Genomic DNA, 17,540 nt, shown 5'->3' with positions numbered 1-17,540 from the left:
GGCGACTCCCGGTTTACAGGACCATGCGGACCTGTTCGATATTGCCCAACTCCTCATAGAGCGCTTCGACCTGCTCGATATGGGTGGCGGTAATGGTAATGGACACCGCATGGTAATTGCCTTTGCTGCTCGGCTTGACCTGGGGGGTATAATCGCCCGGCGCGTGGCGCTGTACCACTTCGACCACGCGATCGACCAGTTCCGGACGCGCGGTGCCCATCACTTTATAGGTAAAGGAGCAGGGGAACTCAAGCAGTTCATTCAGTTTGGTTTTCATTGGAACTCCGGTAGCGTGACTGCCACTGCATCTGGCGGATATTTGCGGCGGGTAGGATGGGTAAGAAGAATAACGCGCAGCGCCGGGAAGGGATTTACGGCGTCTTTACGATCCTGCCCATCGTGCCCGTGGGCACGGCCTGGCCATCAAACTCACTCCCGCCGGGGCGGGAGCGCTCTGTTACTATTATATGGGGGCTGATTTGCCGCTGACAAGCCGTGGCGGCATTAAGCGAACCAATGATGGAACATCAGCTTGATATAATCCACGATGCGGCTGAAAATATTGCCTTCCTGCACCTGGTTCAGGACCACCAGCGGATGCTGATCGATGGTCTTGCCGTCCAGCTGGAAGTTGATGGTGCCTACCTGCTGGCCTTTGGCAAGCGGTGCATGCAATTCCTTCTGGCTTAGAGTATAGCTGGCTTTCAGATCTTTCATGCGGCCGCGGGGAATGGTCAGGTAAGCATCGCTATCCACGCCCAGCTTGACGCTGTCGGTATCGCCGAACCACACCGGCTCGGCGGCAAATTCCTTGCCCGCCTTCAGCGGCGCCACGGTTTCAAAGAAACGGAAGCCCCAGGTCAGCAGCTTGCGGGTTTCGCTTTCGCGGCCCTTGGGCGAATGGCCGCCCATCACCGCTGAAATCAGCCGCATCGGACCGTCGGTGGCCGAGGCGACCAGGTTAAAACCGGCGGAGTCGGTGTGGCCGGTTTTGATGCCGTCTACGTTCAACCCGGTATCCCACAGCAGGCCGTTACGGTTCATCTGCCTGATATTATTGAAGGTAAATTCTTTTTCTTTATAAGTGGCGTATTCTTCCGGCACATCGCGGATCAGGGCCTTGCCGATCAGCGCCATATCGCGGGCGGAGCTGTACTGGCCCGGGGCATCGAGGCCGTGTACGGTTTCGAACTGGGTATTTTGCAAGCCCAGCGCTTTCACGTAGTTATTCATCAGGCCGACAAACGCGTCCTGGCTGCCGGCGACGTAATCGGCCATGGCCACGCAGGCATCGTTGCCTGACTGGAGGATAATGCCGCGGTTAAGCTGCGATACCGGCACGCGATCGCCGGGTTTAAGGAACATCAGCGACGAACCCTTGAATACCGGATTGCCGGTCGCCCAGGCGTCCTTATTGACGGTGATGATATCGTTAGGGGTGATCTTTCCCGATTTTATCGCCTGGCCGATGACGTAGCTGGTCATCATTTTTGTCAGGCTGGCCGGATCGCGACGGGTGTCGGCATTTTGCTCCGCCAGTACCTTGCCGGAGTTGTAATCGATCAGGATATAGGTTTCGGCATCAATTTGCGGCACGCCGGGAATCATGGTCTTCAGATTCACATCGTCGGCGTAGCTATTGGAAAGAGGGATCAGCGCAATAAGGGTGCTTAAGGCTAAGCGCCTGAATAAAAGATGGCTCATTACTTTATTCATGTCAGGACAACAGCATCCGTGGGAGTAAGTTAAAATCGTGCCACACTATAGCAGAAGTAAAAAAGGCCGGCATCAGGCAATCCGTAACCTGGCGGGGAGAACCTTTTAAGAATGTTTCAGCCGGCCCGCGCCCCGGCTATTCCGTCGCCGTAGTGATAAACGATTGCTGCTGCGCTTCGCTGACCAGGCGCTGCTGCAACCCGGCGGCCTGCTGCCGGGAGCTGAACGGCCCCAGTTGCACACGGTACAGCGCGCCGTTGGCGGTGACCTTGCCCGGCACGCCGAATTTCTGGCTCAGGCTTTGCTGCCAGCTGATTGCGCGCTGGCGGTCGCCAATAGCGCCGACCTGGATCACGTAGCGGCCGGAAGACGCGGCCGGCGACGCCACCGGCGCGACGACGGCCGTGGTATGCGTCGTAGCGCCCGCTGAAACGGGCGGCGGCTGCGTGACGTACGGCGGGGCGACGACGGCCGTGCTATGCGTCGAGGCGCCCGCGGAATAGGATGACGGCTGCGACGCCACCGGCGCGGCGGCGGTGGGTTCGGGCTGGCTGGATTCAATCACGCCGGGCGGCAGTGCCGACGGGGCGCCGAGAAAACCGTGACCGCCGCCACCGCCGGCGGCTACCGGGGCGCCGGTGGCGTCATCGTCCGCCGGCGCGTTTGCCGGCACCGGATCGGCAACCGGGCGGACCGCGCCGCTATCGGCTTCGGGCGTGGACGATTGCATGACCGGGGTACCCATCGCGCCGGTGCCCAGATCGGGCCGCGGCGGCAGCGCGTAGTTCTGTTTAGCCACCACGGTGCCGACGGTGCCGGGTCCGGACAGCGTGCCGTCCGGCGCAACCTGGATAAAGTCGACGCGTACCTTGCTGTTATTGGAGATGTTCAGCCGATCGCCCGCCGCGCGCGACAAATCGATAATGCGGCCGGGCGTGTAGGGACCCCGATCGTTGACCCGCACCACCAGCTGGCGGCCGTTGCTGATATTGGTCACCCGCACATAGCTTGGGATGGGCAGGGTCGGATGCGCGGCGGTCAGGGCGCCGGCATCGAACTGTTCGCCGGTGGCGGTGACGTTGCTGCCGCTGGATTCCGCGTCATACCAGGCGGCCAGGCCGGTTTCGCTGTAATTCTGCGGGTTTTTGATAATATGGTAAGTCTTGCCGTTGACGTCATAGTCCTGGTTGGTGGCCGGGTTATACGGCTCATAGCGCGGCTCCACGCCGCTTATCTCCACCACCGGCCCGTTGTAGGCCGCGGCGGGCGCCTGCTGCTGCTGCGTCGTCTCTGTCGAGCTACAGGCCGTGAGCAATAACCCCATCACGCCGATCCAGTGCCATTCCTTCCGCATTGCTCACCTCTATAAGTTTTTAGACAACATTTTCCGATGAGTATGTATCGACATGACGATACCAAACCCCGCCATCAGCACGATTAATGCCGAGCCGCCGTAGCTCACCAGCGGCAGCGGAACGCCGACCACCGGTAAGATACCACTTACCATGCCGATATTCACGAATACATAAACGAACAAAATCAGCATCAAACCCCCGGCCATCACCCGGCCGAAGGTGGTCTGCGCCTTGGCGGCGATCACCAGCCCGCGCATGATTACGCACAGGTATAACGCTAAAAGCACCAGAACGCCAATCAGTCCCAGTTCCTCGCCCAATACGGCGAAAATAAAATCGGTATGGCGCTCCGGCAGGAATTCCAGCTGGGACTGCGTGCCGTGCAGCCAGCCCTTGCCGCTCAGCCCGCCGGAGCCAATGGCGATTTTGGACTGGATAATATGGTAACCGGCGCCCAGCGGGTCGGTTTCCGGATCGAGCAGCATCATGACGCGATCGCGCTGGTAGTCATGCATCAGGAAGAACCACAGGATCGGAATAAAGGCCGCCACCAGCAGCGCCGCCACCCCGATCAGCTTCCAGCTCATGCCGGACAGGAACAGCACGAACAGCCCCGAGGCGGCGATAAGGATGGCGGTGCCGAGGTCGGGCTGCGCCGCCACCAGCAGCGTGGGCAGGAATATCAGCACCAGCGCGATGGCGGTATTTTTCAGCGAAGGCGGACAGCTGTCGCGGTTGATAAAGCGCGCCACCATCAGCGGCACCGCGATCTTGGCGATTTCCGAGGGCTGGAAACGCACAAATCCCAAATCCAGCCAGCGCTGGGCGCCTTTACTGATCTGGCCGAAGGCGTCCACCGCCACCAGCAGGATCACGCTGATAATGTAAAGGTATGGCGCCCAGGCCTCATAGACCCGGGGCGGCACCTGCGCCAATACCAGCATCACGAGCAGGCCCATGAAAATCTGGCCGATTTTGCGCTCCATCATGCCGACATCCTGGCCGCTGGCGCTCCACATGACCATGGCGCTGTACGCCAGCAACAGCGTGATCAGGAATAGAAAAGGCACATCGATATGGAGCTTATTCCAGAACGCCCCGTTTTGCTGGTTATCGGTCATGGCTAATCACCTTCAGTGCCGGGCGGAGCAGGCTGCTCGGCCGGTAAATCCGTCGTATTGTCGCCCAGCATGATATGGTCCAGAATCTGGCGGGTAATGGTGCCCACCGCCGGACCGATACCGCCGTTCTCCAGGATCACCACCACCGCCACTGTCGGCTTGTCATAGGGGGCGAACGCGGTCATCAGCTTATGATCGCGCAGATGCTCGGCGATCTTGTGGGCGTTATACACTTCGTTGGCCTTCAGGCCATACACCTGCGCGGTACCCGATTTGGCGGCTATTTTATACGGCGCGTCGGCAAAGCTTTTGCGCGCGGTGCCGTTGGGCCGGTTGGCGACGCCGTACATGCCGTCCTTGGCCACTTCCCAATAACCGGAATGCGGGTCGCCGATCTGGGTATGTTCCGGCTGCTTATAGGGGACCAGCTGGCCGTTTTCCCGGGTACTGTACAGCAAATGCGGGATGCGCACCGCGCCGTCGTTAATCAGCGACATCAGGGCCTTGGACATTTGCACCGGCGTGGCGGTCCAGTACCCCTGGCCGATGCCGACCGGGATGGTATCGCCCAGGTACCATGGCTTCTTAAAGCGTTTCAGTTTCCATTCACGGGTCGGCATCACGCCGGAGCGCTCTTCGGACAGGTCGATGCCGGTATAGGAGCCGTAGCCGAACTTCGACATCCACTCCGATAGCCGGTCGATGCCCAAATCATAGGCCACCTGGTAGAAAAAGGTATCCGCCGATTCCTCCAGCGCCTTGGTGACATTAAGCCGGCCGTGCCCCCATTTTTTCCAGTCGCGATAGCGTTTATCCGAGCCGGGCAATTGCCACCAGCCCGGATCGAACAGGGAATAGCTGCGGTTAATGGTGCCCAGGGTCAGGGCGGAGACCGCGATATAGGGCTTGACGGTGGAGGCCGGCGGGTAGACCCCCTGGGTGGCGCGGTTGATCAGCGGACGGTTTTCATCCTGCAGCAGGTTGCGGTAATCCTTGCTGGTGATGCCGTCGACAAACAGGTTGGGATCGTAGCTGGGATTGGATACCAGCGCGCGGATGCCGCCGTCGCGCGGGTCGGCCACCACGACCGCCGCGCGGCTGCCCGCCAGCAGTTTTTCAATATAGGTTTGCAGGTGCAGGTCCAGGGTCAGGTAGATATCCTTCCCGGCCTGGGGCGGCTGTTCATGCAATTGGCGGATAACCCGGCCGCGGTTGTTGACTTCCACCTCTTCGTAACCGGTCTTGCCGTGCAGGGTATTCTCGTAAAAGCGCTCGATGCCCAGCTTGCCGATATCGTTGGTGGCGGCATAGTTGGCCAGGATGCCGTCCTTGTCCAGCCGTTCCACATCTTTATCATTGATTTTGGAAACATAGCCGATGACATGGGTCAGCGCCGAGCCGTAAGGATAATAGCGCCGCTGGTAGCCTTTGACTTCCACGCCCGGAAAATTAAACTGGTTTACCGCAAAGCGCGCCTGCTGCACCTCGGTCAGGCCGACTTTCAGCGGCAGGGAGGTAAAGCGGTGGGAACGGCTGCGCTCTTTTTTGAAATTGGCGATATCGTCGTCGGTCAGATCGACAATCGGCCTGAGCGCATCAATGGTCCCCTGCAGGTCATCCATTTTTTCCGGCATCAGCTCCAACTGATAAATGGTACGGTTCAGCGCCAGCGGGATGCCGTTGCGATCGTAAATGATGCCGCGGCTGGGGGCGATAGGCACCAGCTTGATGCGGTTTTCATTGGAGCGGGTGCGGTAGTCTTCAAAACGGGTGATTTGCAGGTGATAGAGATTGGCGATCAATATCCCGCTTAACGCCAGGATACCGAGAAATGCCACCAGCGCCCGGCGGACAAACAGTGCCGACTCAGCTGAATAGTCGCGAAAGGGGTTATGATCTATTTTCATTCCGCGGGGTTATTTCACTCTATACATCTTCACCGGTTTATTCCCGGTGATATGGATGGTTGGTGGTAATGCTCCAGGCACGATACAGGCTCTCCGCGACTAACACCCGAACTAACGGATGAGGCAAGGTTAACGGCGATAACGACCAGCTTTGCTCCGCGGCCGCCTTGCACGCCGGCGCCAGCCCCTCGGGACCGCCGATCAGCAGGCTGACGTCACGGCCGTCCTGTTTCCAGCGTTCCAGTTGTTGCGCCAGCAGCGGCGTTTCCCACGGGACGCCCGGGATATCCAGCGTCACGATGCGGTTTCCTTTGCCCACGGCCGCCAGCATCAGTTCGCCTTCTTTTTCCAGGATGCGGCCGATATCCGCATTCTTGCCCCGCTTGCCGGCCGGAATTTCATTCAGCTCGAACGGCATGTCCTTGGGGAAGCGGCGCATGTAATCGGTAAAACCGGTTTGTACCCAATCCGGCATTTTGGTGCCTACCGCGATCAGCTGGAGTCTCACCGGTCAGCTCCAGAGCTTTTCCAGTTCATAAAGACTGCGGCTTTCCGCCTGCATGACATGGACAATCACGTCGCCCAGGTCGACCACGATCCAATCGGCGACCTTTTCGCCTTCGACGCCCAGGGGCATCAGGCCGGCGGTGCGGGACTCCTGTACGACATGATCGGCAATGGACATCACGTGACGGCTGGACGTGCCCGTGCAGATCACCATACAGTCGGTAATACTGGATTTACCGCGTACGTCGATGGAAATAATATCCTGGCCTTTCAAATCATCAATTTTATCAATGACGAAATCTTTGAGCGTGTTACCTTGCAAAGGTTCCCCCTTCGGTGTGCTTTGCATGCGTTGTCGCGATGGACACCGCAAATGTAGAGGTTGGCTGCCTGGCGGATATGCCAGAACTGACTGACCGGGATCTTACGGCCGGGACCGGCACGCCATAGGCGGCGGGCGGGAGAAAGCCTAAGCTTCAGCCGAAGAATTAAGCCGCGCAGTATAGCATGGGCCGCTCACTAGCGATATAAGCCCTGTTCATCAATATAACGTTGCACCGATGGCGAGAGCATATCGTTACAGCGCAATCCGGCGTGGCGGCGTTCGCGAATCAATGAGGCGGAAATCGACAGCTCCGGCGTCGGCGCCAGATAGATAAGCCCGGCGGCCTGCCGGTGCAATCGGCTGATATCCTCGGTTAACCGGGACTCGAGCCAGGCTTGCAATGCCGGTGTCGCCATCTTACCGCCATATCCCGGCCGGGCGCAAACCAGCAGATGACAGGTATCGAGCAGTTCGAGGCCCCGGTGCCATTGCGGCAGGGTCAGCAGGGAATCCTGGCCGATGATAAAACCCAGCGGCGCGTCGGCGCCGCGCTCGCGGCGCAGGGTTTCGAAGGTTTCCACCGTCCAGGACGGATTGTCGCGCCGCAGCTCGCGGTCGTCGATATCAAACAGCGAGCCTGCGGTGTCGGCTATCGCCAACTGCACCATGGTCAGGCGCTGCTGCGCGCTGGCCTCAGGCTGCGGGCGGTGGGGCGGCACGTTATTGGGCAGCAGGGTGATGCGCTCAAGACCCACCAGCCTGGCGAGCGCGATGGCCGGTTTGATATGGCCGTAATGAATCGGGTCAAAAGTGCCGCCGAAAATAGCGGTCAGTCGTCCGGCCTGCGCTGCGGCGCGGGGCGTGGTGTCGGCGATATCAGACATTTATCAGGGTCTCGGGCAGTGATTTGCCGCACAGCAGCAGGGAAAGGGCTTCCAGATCGGTCCAGACCGGATAGCCGTAATCCTGCTTCAGGGCGATTTCCATACTGGCCATCAGGCCGACCGCCTGATGCAGCTGGCGGGATGACAGGCGCTGCAGTGCCTGGGTCAGCAGCGCCCGGCGATTTTGCCAGACTTTATGCTGATCAAACAGGGCGCGCAGCGGCATGCGTTGCATATCGCGATGCAATGCCAGCAGCGTTAATACCTCCCGTTGCAGGCTGCGCAATAGGATTACCGGCTCGCTGGCTTCCTGGCGTAACTGCCGCAGGATGTGCGCCGCCCGTTTGCTCTTGCCGCCCAACAGCGCGTCCACCCAATGGAAGGGGGTAAAATGCGCCGCGTCGTTAACCGCCGTTTCCACCCGCGGCAGGGTAAGGCTGCCGTCGGGATAGACCAGCGATAAACGCTCCAGGGCCTGAGACAGCGCCAGCAGGTTGCCTTCATAGCAGTAGCACAGCAGCTGGCTGGCCGCATCGTCCAGCGTCAGGTTCATGGTTTTGGCGCGCGTCGCCACCCAGCGGGGCAACTGCGCCTGCTCGGGCGTGGCGCACGTGATGAATACCGCATCCTTGCTCAGCGCCTTGAACCAGGCGCTGTTTTCCTGCGCGCGCGTCAGGCGGGCGCCGCGCAGCATCAGTAACAAATCCGGGTGGAGCAGGGTGGAAAGCAGTAATAATTTTTCGCCGATAGGAGCGCTGGCGCCGTTTTCCGGCAGGATTAACAGCAGGGTCTGGCGGCTGGCGAACAGGCTCATCGCCTGGCAAAGACTGAAAATGTCATCCCAGTCGGTGGCGGCGTCGAGCGTAATGCTGAAATGCTCACTGAACTGATGCGATTGCGCCTGGCGGCGAATCGCATCCTGACTTTCCTGCAGCAGCAACGGATCGTTCCCGAACAGCAAATAGCAGGGGCGCAGCGTTTCCTTCAGCTGCGCGCCCAGCTGTTCCGGGTAAAGCCTGATCATTGCTCTTCCGTGGCCGAGGTCGGCGTTTGAATGACTTCAATGCCCGCGGCGCCGTCCGTGTTGGTAGCGGTGGTTCCCTTGGCGCCGGTGACGGCATTGGCCCGCGCCGTTTTTTGCAGCGTGGCGTCCACGGCGTCGTTGGCTTCAACCGCGGCATGGACCGCCAGCAGTTTGCGCACTAACTGCTGCGCCGCCTGTTCACGCAGTTCCTGGCGGATAATGTCGTTTTCATTGTCCTTGGCAAGCGCGGTGAGCGGGTTGTCAAAGAACGAACGGAATACCCGGATGCGGATGGGGAAAATATCCTTACCCGGCGTCAGCACCTGGGCCTCCACCTCAAGCACCAGCTGGTATTCGGCGGCTTTACCATCCTGGAACACCGATACCGTAGAACGGTCTTCCATCGAGCTGGTAAGGCGCAACGACGGCAGGGTTTTGGCCCGCGGATCCTTGTCCTTGACGATGGTGACGTCGCTGAGCCGCAACTGGGCGCGTACGGCCCGGGTCAGCGGTCCGTAGGGATCGTAGCTGCTAAAGGTTAAGGTCTTTAATTCATTTGGCACTTTTGTGGTGCCGCGCAGATGAAAACCGCAGCCCGCGGTAACCAGCACCGCGAGCCCCAGCAACAACGCTATAGTACGATGTCGCACAACGCCTCCTTGTCTTAACCCACAACCAGGTTAAGCAGTTTGCCAGGCACGTAAATCACTTTACGCACCGTGAACCCTTCCAGGTGTTTCGCCACCAGGTGTTCCTGGACGGCGCGTTCACGCACCAGCGCTTCGTCGGCGTCGGCGGGAACGGTAATTCTTCCGCGCAGTTTACCATTGACCTGGATAACCACCAGCTTCGCTTCCTCTACCATAGCCGTTTCATCGGCAACCGGCCATGGGGCGCTGTCAATATCGCCTTCGCCGCCAAGCGCCTGCCACAGCGCAAAGCTGGCGTGAGGGGTAAACGGATACAGCATGCGCACCACCGCCAGCAGCGCTTCCTGCAGCAGGGCGCGATCCTGCGCGGTGTCCTGCGGCGCCCGCGCCAGCTTGTTCATCAGTTCCATAATAGCGGCGATGGCGGTATTGAACGTCTGGCGGCGGCCGATATCGTCGTTGACCTTGGCAATGGTTTTATGCAGTTCGCGGCGCAAATATTTCTGCGCCTCGTCAAGGGCGGCCACATCCGGCCGGCCGGCGGCGCCAAGCTGCGTATGATCGTAGACCAGTTTCCACACGCGCTTCAAAAAGCGGTTGGCCCCTTCGACGCCGGACTCTTGCCATTCCAGCGTCATTTCCGCCGGCGAGGCGAACATCATAAACAAACGCACGGTATCGGCGCCGTATTTTTCCACCATGATCTGGGGATCGATGCCGTTGTTTTTCGATTTGGACATCTTGCTCATGCCGGCATAGACCAGCTCGCGGCCATCCTTATCGGTGGCTTTGACGATACGGCCTTTTTCATCGCGTTCCACCTCGACATCCGCCGGCGAGATCCAGATCTGTTCGCCGCCGCTACCCAGGTAATAGAACGCGTCCGCCAGCACCATGCCCTGGCACAGCAGGCGTTTGGCCGGTTCGTCGGAACTCACCAGGCCGGCGTCGCGCAGCAGCTTATGATAAAAGCGGAAATACATCAGATGCATGATGGCATGCTCGATGCCGCCGACATATTGATCCACCGGCAGCCAGTAATTGGCGGCGGCGGGGTCCAGCATGCCGCTGTCGAAGTGCGGGCAGGTATAACGCGCGTAGTACCAGCTCGATTCCATAAAAGTATCGAAGGTATCGGTTTCGCGCAGCGCCGGCCGGCCGTTGACGGTGGTTTTCGCCCATTCGGGGTCGGCTTTTATCGGACTGGATATCCCGTCCATGACCACATCTTCCGGTAGCAGCACCGGCAGCTGATCGTCCGGGGTCGGGATGACGGTGCCGTCTTCCAGGGTGACCATCGGAATAGGCGCGCCCCAGTAGCGCTGGCGCGAAACGCCCCAGTCGCGCAGGCGGTAATTGACTTTACGCTCGCCGACGCCGGCCGCCACCAGCTTATCGGCGACGGCGTTAAAGCCCGCGGTATGGTCGAGACCGTCGAATTCGCCGGAATTGAACAGCACGCCTTTTTCAGTCATGGCCTGCTGGCTTAAATCCGGCTCGGCGCCGCCGGCGTCCAGGATCACCGCTTTAATCGGCAAGTGGTATTTCGTGGCGAATTCCCAGTCGCGCTGATCGTGGCCGGGCACCGCCATGACCGCGCCGGTGCCGTATTCCATCAGGACAAAGTTGGCCACCCATACCGGCACGGATTCGCCGCTTAGCGGATGAATGGCGAACAGGCCGGTCGCCATGCCTTTTTTCTCCATGGTCGCCATGTCGGCTTCGGCCACTTTGGTATTGCGGCATTCGGCGATGAAGTCGGCCAGAGCCGGGTTGGCGGCCGCGGCCGCCAGCGACAGCGGATGCCCGGCGGCGACGGCCAGGTAGGTCACGCCCATAAAGGTATCGGGACGGGTGGTGTAGACCGACAGCGTTTCCTCGCTGTGCGCCACCTGGAAGCGGATTTCCACCCCTTCGGAGCGGCCGATCCAGTTGCGCTGCATGGTTTTCACCTGCTCGGGCCAGCTTTCCAGGTTGTCCAGGCCATACAGCAGCTCATCGGCGTAGGCGGTGATTTTCACGAACCACTGCGGTATTTCCTTACGTTCGACCTTGGTGCCGCAGCGCCAGCAGCCGCCGTCGATCACCTGCTCGTTGGCCAACACCGTCTGGTCATGGGGACACCAGTTGACCGCCGAGGTCTTTTTATAGACCAGGCCCTTTTCGTACAGACGGGCAAAGAACCACTGCTCCCAGCGATAATATTCCGGCCGGCAGGTGGTGACCTCCCGGTCCCAGTCATAACCGAAGCCCAGCAGTTTTAGCTGGGTTTTCATATACGCGATATTGTCGTAGGTCCAGGGCGCCGGCGCCGTATTGTTCTTGACCGCCGCGCCTTCCGCCGGCAGGCCGAAGGCGTCCCAGCCGATGGGCTGCAGCACGTTCTTGCCCTGCATGCGCTGATAACGCGCGATAACATCGCCAATGGTGTAGTTGCGCACATGGCCCATATGCAGGCGGCCGGAGGGATAGGGCAGCATGGAAAGACAGTAATATTTTTCCTTGCCCGTATCCTCGGTAACCTTGAAGGTTTGGTGTTCATGCCAGTGAAGCTGGACGTGGGATTCTATCTCTTCCGGGCGATATTGCTCTTGCATGGCAGCCAGTGGTCCTATAGTGAAAATACAGCTACGCTCGCGTTGTCTACCGAGCGTTGATAACAAAAGATCCGCATAGCATAGCTGATAAGCAACGGCGGCAACAACACCCAGCGCCGCCCGGATGCGTATTTCTGCCACATAAGCCCGGATCCGGCCGAATTATTGCGTTGCGCCATGCTTTATACCGAATGAGTTTACCGTTATAGGCTAAAATTATCAGCATGATACCAATTTAGTCCCGGCCAGAAGGCCATTTCGGGTGATGCTGGCGGAAATCAGGAGAAGACGATGGATAAGGTTGCGCAATATTACCGCGAATTGCTGGCCTCGCTGAGTCAACAGCTTGAGCAGGGCGAAAGGAATATCGATACGCTGGTTGAGGATGCGCGCCTGCGTTTGCAGGCCACCGGCGATTTGACGCCGGCGGAAGTGGAGAACGTTACCCGGGCGGTGCGCCGCGATCTGGAAGAGTTCGCCCGCAGCTATGATGAGAGCCGCACGCAGGATGACGACAGCGTGTTTACGCGGGTCATCAAGGAGAGCCTGTGGCAGGAACTGGCGGACATCACCGATAAAACCCAGCTGGAGTGGCAGGAAGTGTTTAAAGACGTCAGCCATCACGGCGTCTACAACAGCGGGGAAGTGGTCGGGCTGGGCAACCTGGTGTGCGAACGTTGCCATCATTCGCTGGCGTTTTACACGCCGGAAACGTTGCCGCTTTGCCCGGAATGCGGGTTTGATCAGTTCCACCGCCGTCCGTTCCAATAGCGGCGCGGCCTGCCCGCAGCATGGCGACAGGCCGCCGCGGGCGGCTAGTGCAGTATTTTCGCCAGGAAGTCGCGGGCGCGATCGGTTTGCGGATGCTGGAAGAACGCTTCTTTGTGCGTATCCTCGACGATTTTACCTTCGTCCATAAAAATCACCCGGTTGGCCACTTTGCGGGCAAAGCCCATTTCATGGGTCACCACCATCATGGTCATGCCTTCCTGCGCCAGCTCCACCATCACGTCCAGCACTTCATTGATCATTTCCGGGTCCAGCGCCGACGTCGGCTCGTCAAACAGCATCGCCACCGGATCCATGCACAGGGCGCGGGCAATGGCCACCCGCTGCTGCTGGCCGCCGGAAAGCTGGCCGGGGAATTTATTGGCCTGCACGGACAATCCCACCCGCTCCAGGAGTTTCAGGCCTTTTTCGCGCGCGGCGTCCTTGTTGCGCTTCAGCACCTTCACCTGCGCCAGGGTAAGATTGTCGATGATCGACAGGTGCGGAAACAGTTCAAAATGCTGGAACACCATGCCCACCTTGGCGCGCAGTTGGGCCAGGTTGGTGCGCTTATCGTTGACGGCGATATCGTTGACCATAATCTGGCCGCGCTGGATTGGCTCCAGCCCGTTGACGGTTTTGATCAGCGTCGATTTACCCGACCCGGACGGACCGCAGACCACGACGACCTCGCCGGTTTGCACTTCGGTTGAGCAATCGTTCAGAACCTGAAAATGACCGTACCATTTAGAAATATTTTTCAGGGAAATCATCAAACCGTCCTTTTCTTCAAATAATTCACCAGCAGGGAAGCGCTGAGGCTGATTACAAAATAAACCGCGCCGGCAAACAGGATCATTTCCACCTGCGTGCCGTCGCGCTCGCCCACCGACGACGCGGTGCGGAAAAAGTCCGCCAGGCTTAGCACATACACCAGCGACGTATCCTGGAACAGGACAATGCCCTGGGTCAGCAGCAGCGGCACCATGGCGCGAAACGCCTGGGGCAGCACCACCAATTGCATGGACTGCCAGGGCGTCATGCCCAGCGCCAGCGCCGCGGAGGCCTGGCCGCGTGAAATACTGATAATGCCGGCGCGGATAATCTCCGAGTAATAGGCGGCTTCAAACAGCGAAAAGGCCACCATGGCTGAAATCAGCCGGATATCGGTTTGCGGCGACAGTCCCAGCACCTTTTGCAAAAAGCTCGGCACAACGAGATAAAACCACAACAGCACCATCAACAGCGGTACCGATCGAAACAGATTAACGTAAAGTTTGGCGAACCAGCTGACTGGCCACAGCGGCGACAGGCGCATGACCGCCAGCACGGTGCCCCAGATAATGCCGAAGAACACGGCGGTAAAGGTGATTTTCAGCGTCAGCGCCATGCCCTGCAGCATATACGGCAGGCTGGGGACGATGGTACTCCAGTCAAATTGGTACATCATTTACCTCCTATATGACCGGGCAGACGTACTTTTTTCTCCACCAGATGCATGGCAAACATGATCACCGCGTTAATAATCAGGTAGCCGAGGGTTATCGCGGTAAAAGACTCGTACGCATGGGCGGAATAATCCAGCAGTTTACCCGCCTGCGCCGCCATATCCACCAGACCGATGGTGGAGGCCACGGCGGAGTTTTTCACCAGGTTAAGCATTTCCGAGGTCATCGGCGGCACGATCACGCGATAAGCGTTCGGCAGCAGCACATAACGATAGGTTTGCGGCAGGGTCAGGCCCATCGCCAGCCCGGCGGCCATCTGTCCGGAGGCCAGCGACTGGATGCCGGCGCGTACCTGTTCGCACACGCGGGCGGCGGTAAACAATCCCAGGCACACCATGGAGGAGACAAAAAACTGGACATTCGGGTCCAGGCCCGACTTAAACCACGTGCCGATATTGACCGGCAACAGCTCGGGAACCACCAGATACCAAATGAAGAACTGCACGATCAAAGGAATGTTACGGAATAACTCGACGTAACAGGTTCCTAAAGCGGAAAGAAAACGATTTGGAACGGTACGCAGGATGCCGAACAGCGAACCGACCAGCAACGCGATAATCCAGGCGCAAAACGAGACGGCGATGGTGACTTTAAATCCCGCCCACAGCCAGCCGAGGTAGGTGGTGTTGCCAAAAGGGGCCGCTTCAAAAAAAATGCCCCAGTTCCAATCTATTGACATAAAAAACTCCGGTAAAAAAGGGTAGCACCGCTACCCTGAAGATTGACGAAGACCTTGATATCCGCAGCGCGGGGAACGACCGCGCTGCGTCTGTCTGTCCTGGCCTCCTGCAATCGAGAGGGCGGGGAGTCACCCGCCCTTATTGTCGTTATTAGTTTACGGCTTTATCGTTAGGGGCTTTGAACAGCGCTTTGACGTCATCGGACATATCGAAATTCATATTCAGGTTTTTCGGCGGAATCGGCTGTTTAAACCAGGTGTCATACCATTTTGCCGCTTGGCCGGAGGTCTGGATGGAAACAATAGTGTCGTCCACCAGCTTTTTAAACTGCGGGTCGTCTTTGCGCATCATGCAGCCATAGGCTTCTTTGGACTGCGGGGTACCGACGATATCCCACTGATCCGGGTTCTTGGACTTGGCGCGTTCGCCCGCCAGCAGGGCGTCATCCAGCATAAAGGCTTCCGCGCGCCCCGTTTCCAGGGTACGGAACGAATCGCCGTGATCCTTGGTGGAAATGATGCGCATCTTCATTTGTTTTTCGTCGTTCAGCTTGTTGAGCAGCATTTCGGACGTGGTGCCCGCGGTGACCACCACGGTCTTGCCGGCGAGGTCGGGGAAGTCTTTAATGGCGCTGCCCTTTTTCACCGCGATACGGGTGCCGATCACAAACAGGGTATTGGAGAAATCCACCTGCTTTTGACGTTCCAGGTTATTGGTGGTTGAACCGCATTCGAAATCGTAGGTACCGTTTTGCAGCAACGGAATACGGTTTTGCGAGGAAATAGGCAGGTACTTCACCTGCAGGGAAGGTGCGTCAATTTTCTTTTTAATCGCGTCCACGATGGCATCGGAATAAGCCTGGGAGTAACCCACCACTTTTTGCTGGTTGTCGTAATAGGAAAAAGGAACGGACGATTCCCGATGGCCCACCACGATCACGCCGTTATCTTTGATTTTCTTCAGGGTGCCCGTCAGGTCTTCCGCATGGGCCATACTGCCGGCCATGCCCAGTACCAGTAATGATAAAGCCAATTTGCGCATTTGCATTTTCCAACTCCTTTGCTGTCACTACGGCGCTCAAGGGGTAAGCGCGCCGCAATCATGAGTATCACGTTAAGCTTTGGAACCAGCCTAAAGCGTAAAATCAAAACGGATTACCGTTAAAAAATAGCCGAATGTAAATGTTTTGAAATGAAAAAGTTTTCGTTTTGTGAGTTCAGACGCACCAAAGCGTGGCGCATGACGCCTCATTGCACAATCTAAGTGCGATAAGCGCACCATTGCAGCGCACGGATGGCAAAAATCACTCATAAAAAAACAGTTTTTAACGACATTCGCAACGTTATACAGCAAAATCCATGCCAGACAAATTATTTGCCCCCGAACGGAGCAGCGGCGGAATCAGGCCGGCTGCGCGCCGGCGGCCGACAGGGCGACATGGGCTTTAAAGATTTCCAGCGCGCCGGGCAGCAGAGCGGGGTCGACATGTTTCGCGTTATCCCACAGTCCGGCGAAGCTGATTGCCCGACCGCAGTGAATAAAGACCTCTTCCACCCTGATAATAATCACGCTTTTCGCCGGCTGGCCGTTGTGGGCAAAACGCAGGCAAAGCGCCGGGTCGACGGAAATCCGCGCGCGGCCGTTGACCCGGAATCCCTCCAGCCAGCCGGGGATGAGAAACAGCATGCCGACAAAGGGATTGTGCAGGATATTGCTAAGGCCATCGAGGCGATTGTTGCCGGAACGATCCGGCAGCAGCAGCGTTTTATCATCCTCTACCTGGACAAACCCCGGTTCGCCTCCTTTCGGCGAGCAGTCAATGCCGCGTGCGCCCTGCGTGCCGAGGATCATGAACGGCGACAGGGCAATCAGCCGGCGGGCGTAGGCATCAAGATGATCGATCTGTTTTTGCACCACCGCTTTGTTGGGTTGGGCATAATGCTCGCGCAGCTGGGCGGGATCGGTTAGCAGATAACGGGAATCGGGATTCATTCAGAGGCTCTTTGGTCAATATGTCACGAGGATGTTACAAGTGGCACGATAACAGCAATGAGTTTGATTAACAATAATTAGCACGCGCATTAGGGCTGCGGCGCCGGACCCAAGGCGGACGCGCTAAAGAGGGCGCGGGCCACATTTTTGATATAGGGCTGCCGCGAATGTAGCACGCCATAACAGAGAGAGATGAACCTTTGCTCCTGAATTTAAATATGAAGCAGCCAGCCGTGGTGGGGCTTTGCTTGCTTGCGGAGAGGCTTATGTTGTCGCGGTGGGGGCTTTGCTTGCTTGCGGGGAGGCTTATGTTGCCACGGTGCGGGTTTCGCTGGGCTTATGTTGTCGCGGTGAAGGTTTCGCTTGCCATGCGTTCGGTGGTTATATGGCGTGTCCGGTGCCGGCAAGCGACAAAGAGGCCGTACCGCGACGGCCTCCTTGACCTCCGCGCGTCCGGCAGATCGTGCGCCGCTGCGCGGTCCCCGGCATCGCCCATCCCGGCTTTG

The 17,540-nt window shown here is 58.5% G+C and carries 17 protein-coding genes; 1 reads left to right on the top strand and 16 read right to left on the bottom strand.

What is annotated here, in order from left to right; all coding sequences use genetic code 11:
- Positions 1–13: 13 nt before the first annotated feature.
- The 11 genes from ybeD to leuS all read right to left on the bottom strand — a co-directional run bounded on the left by ybeD (position 14) and on the right by leuS (position 12,086).
- Positions 14–277 (bottom strand): DUF493 family protein YbeD, encoded by a 264-nt coding sequence (ybeD, locus tag ACL2XG_RS09575; RefSeq protein WP_410016104.1) that lies wholly within the window; start codon positions 275–277, stop codon positions 14–16.
- Between the two features lie 227 nt (positions 278–504).
- Positions 505–1,716, bottom strand: a complete 1,212-nt coding sequence (gene dacA, locus ACL2XG_RS09570) for a D-alanyl-D-alanine carboxypeptidase DacA (RefSeq protein WP_410016103.1) — start codon at positions 1,714–1,716, stop codon at positions 505–507.
- Positions 1,717–1,852: 136 nt separating this feature from the next.
- On the bottom strand, positions 1,853–3,070 hold the full coding sequence (gene rlpA, locus ACL2XG_RS09565; protein ID WP_413722291.1) for an endolytic peptidoglycan transglycosylase RlpA: 1,218 nt from the start codon (positions 3,068–3,070) through the stop codon (positions 1,853–1,855).
- 9 nt (positions 3,071–3,079) lie between these two features.
- Positions 3,080–4,192 carry a peptidoglycan glycosyltransferase MrdB gene (gene mrdB / locus ACL2XG_RS09560; RefSeq protein ID WP_410016101.1) on the bottom strand — a complete coding sequence of 371 codons (1,113 nt, stop codon included), beginning with the start codon at positions 4,190–4,192 and terminating at the stop codon, positions 3,080–3,082.
- A 2-nt stretch (positions 4,193–4,194) separates the two neighbouring features.
- Positions 4,195–6,099, bottom strand: a complete 1,905-nt coding sequence (gene mrdA / locus ACL2XG_RS09555; protein WP_410016100.1) for a peptidoglycan DD-transpeptidase MrdA — start codon at positions 6,097–6,099, stop codon at positions 4,195–4,197.
- A 37-nt stretch (positions 6,100–6,136) separates the two neighbouring features.
- Positions 6,137–6,607: a 23S rRNA (pseudouridine(1915)-N(3))-methyltransferase RlmH gene (gene rlmH / locus ACL2XG_RS09550; RefSeq protein WP_410016099.1), complete on the bottom strand. Its 471-nt coding sequence runs from the start codon at positions 6,605–6,607 to the stop codon at positions 6,137–6,139.
- A 3-nt stretch (positions 6,608–6,610) separates the two neighbouring features.
- The gene (gene rsfS / locus ACL2XG_RS09545) at positions 6,611–6,928 is read right to left on the bottom strand and encodes a ribosome silencing factor (RefSeq protein WP_410016098.1); all 318 of its coding nucleotides are present in this window, start codon (positions 6,926–6,928) and stop codon (positions 6,611–6,613) included.
- A gap of 197 nt (positions 6,929–7,125) precedes the next feature.
- A complete protein-coding gene (nadD, locus tag ACL2XG_RS09540) occupies positions 7,126–7,815 on the bottom strand; it encodes a nicotinate-nucleotide adenylyltransferase (RefSeq protein ID WP_410016097.1) in 690 nt (229 codons plus the stop codon).
- Complete coding sequence (gene holA / locus ACL2XG_RS09535) at positions 7,808–8,839, bottom strand: DNA polymerase III subunit delta (RefSeq protein WP_410016096.1); 1,032 nt, start codon at positions 8,837–8,839, stop codon at positions 7,808–7,810. Before holA ends, nadD begins: the two co-directional genes overlap by 8 nt.
- Positions 8,836–9,489: an LPS assembly lipoprotein LptE gene (gene lptE, locus ACL2XG_RS09530; protein WP_413722292.1), complete on the bottom strand. Its 654-nt coding sequence runs from the start codon at positions 9,487–9,489 to the stop codon at positions 8,836–8,838. Before lptE ends, holA begins: the two co-directional genes overlap by 4 nt.
- A 14-nt stretch (positions 9,490–9,503) precedes the next feature.
- Entirely contained in the window at positions 9,504–12,086 is a 2,583-nt protein-coding gene (gene leuS / locus ACL2XG_RS09525) for a leucine--tRNA ligase (protein ID WP_410016094.1), read from the bottom strand.
- Positions 12,087–12,377: 291 nt separating this feature from the next.
- Between leuS and ACL2XG_RS09520 the strand changes: the two genes are divergently transcribed.
- Positions 12,378–12,857 (top strand): zinc ribbon-containing protein, encoded by a 480-nt coding sequence (locus tag ACL2XG_RS09520; protein ID WP_413722293.1) that lies wholly within the window; start codon positions 12,378–12,380, stop codon positions 12,855–12,857.
- A gap of 44 nt (positions 12,858–12,901) precedes the next feature.
- On the opposite strand, the gene ACL2XG_RS09515 is transcribed toward ACL2XG_RS09520, so the two are convergent.
- The 5 genes from ACL2XG_RS09515 to ACL2XG_RS09495 form a co-directional block, all read right to left on the bottom strand.
- Positions 12,902–13,627, bottom strand: coding sequence for an amino acid ABC transporter ATP-binding protein (locus ACL2XG_RS09515; RefSeq protein WP_410016092.1), 726 nt, complete (start codon positions 13,625–13,627; stop codon positions 12,902–12,904).
- Complete coding sequence (gltK, locus tag ACL2XG_RS09510; RefSeq protein ID WP_410016600.1) at positions 13,627–14,301, bottom strand: glutamate/aspartate ABC transporter permease GltK; 675 nt, start codon at positions 14,299–14,301, stop codon at positions 13,627–13,629. The genes ACL2XG_RS09515 and gltK overlap by 1 nt, the downstream gene beginning before the upstream one ends.
- Positions 14,301–15,041, bottom strand: coding sequence for an amino acid ABC transporter permease (locus ACL2XG_RS09505; protein ID WP_410016091.1), 741 nt, complete (start codon positions 15,039–15,041; stop codon positions 14,301–14,303). The genes gltK and ACL2XG_RS09505 overlap by 1 nt, the downstream gene beginning before the upstream one ends.
- Before the next feature lie 151 nt (positions 15,042–15,192).
- Positions 15,193–16,089 (bottom strand): amino acid ABC transporter substrate-binding protein, encoded by an 897-nt coding sequence (locus ACL2XG_RS09500; RefSeq protein WP_410016090.1) that lies wholly within the window; start codon positions 16,087–16,089, stop codon positions 15,193–15,195.
- A gap of 354 nt (positions 16,090–16,443) precedes the next feature.
- Positions 16,444–17,034, bottom strand: a complete 591-nt coding sequence (locus tag ACL2XG_RS09495) for an MSMEG_1061 family FMN-dependent PPOX-type flavoprotein (protein ID WP_410016089.1) — start codon at positions 17,032–17,034, stop codon at positions 16,444–16,446.
- Positions 17,035–17,540: the final 506 nt, after the last annotated feature.

It is taken from the genome of Sodalis sp. RH24 (genome assembly GCF_047324145.1).
Classification (GTDB): Bacteria; Pseudomonadota; Gammaproteobacteria; order Enterobacterales; family Enterobacteriaceae; genus Acerihabitans.
This window is presented reverse-complemented; position numbering and strand designations above follow the sequence as displayed.

Bases quoted from the DNA above. Each gene is read 5' to 3' on its own strand.
- ybeD (WP_410016104.1), bottom strand. From the start codon at position 277: ATGAAAACCAAACTGAATGAACTGCTTGAGTTCCCCTGCTCCTTTACC.
- dacA (WP_410016103.1), bottom strand. From the start codon at position 1,716: ATGAATAAAGTAATGAGCCATCTTTTATTCAGGCGCTTAGCCTTAAGC.
- rlpA (WP_413722291.1), bottom strand. From the start codon at position 3,070: ATGCGGAAGGAATGGCACTGGATCGGCGTGATGGGGTTATTGCTCACG.
- mrdB (WP_410016101.1), bottom strand. From the start codon at position 4,192: ATGACCGATAACCAGCAAAACGGGGCGTTCTGGAATAAGCTCCATATC.
- mrdA (WP_410016100.1), bottom strand. From the start codon at position 6,099: ATGAAAATAGATCATAACCCCTTTCGCGACTATTCAGCTGAGTCGGCA.
- nadD (WP_410016097.1), bottom strand. From the start codon at position 7,815: ATGTCTGATATCGCCGACACCACGCCCCGCGCCGCAGCGCAGGCCGGA.
- holA (WP_410016096.1), bottom strand. From the start codon at position 8,839: ATGATCAGGCTTTACCCGGAACAGCTGGGCGCGCAGCTGAAGGAAACG.
- leuS (WP_410016094.1), bottom strand. From the start codon at position 12,086: ATGCAAGAGCAATATCGCCCGGAAGAGATAGAATCCCACGTCCAGCTT.
- ACL2XG_RS09520 (WP_413722293.1), top strand. From the start codon at position 12,378: ATGGATAAGGTTGCGCAATATTACCGCGAATTGCTGGCCTCGCTGAGT.
- ACL2XG_RS09515 (WP_410016092.1), bottom strand. From the start codon at position 13,627: ATGATTTCCCTGAAAAATATTTCTAAATGGTACGGTCATTTTCAGGTT.
- gltK (WP_410016600.1), bottom strand. From the start codon at position 14,301: ATGTACCAATTTGACTGGAGTACCATCGTCCCCAGCCTGCCGTATATG.
- ACL2XG_RS09505 (WP_410016091.1), bottom strand. From the start codon at position 15,041: ATGTCAATAGATTGGAACTGGGGCATTTTTTTTGAAGCGGCCCCTTTT.
- ACL2XG_RS09500 (WP_410016090.1), bottom strand. From the start codon at position 16,089: ATGCAAATGCGCAAATTGGCTTTATCATTACTGGTACTGGGCATGGCC.
- ACL2XG_RS09495 (WP_410016089.1), bottom strand. From the start codon at position 17,034: ATGAATCCCGATTCCCGTTATCTGCTAACCGATCCCGCCCAGCTGCGC.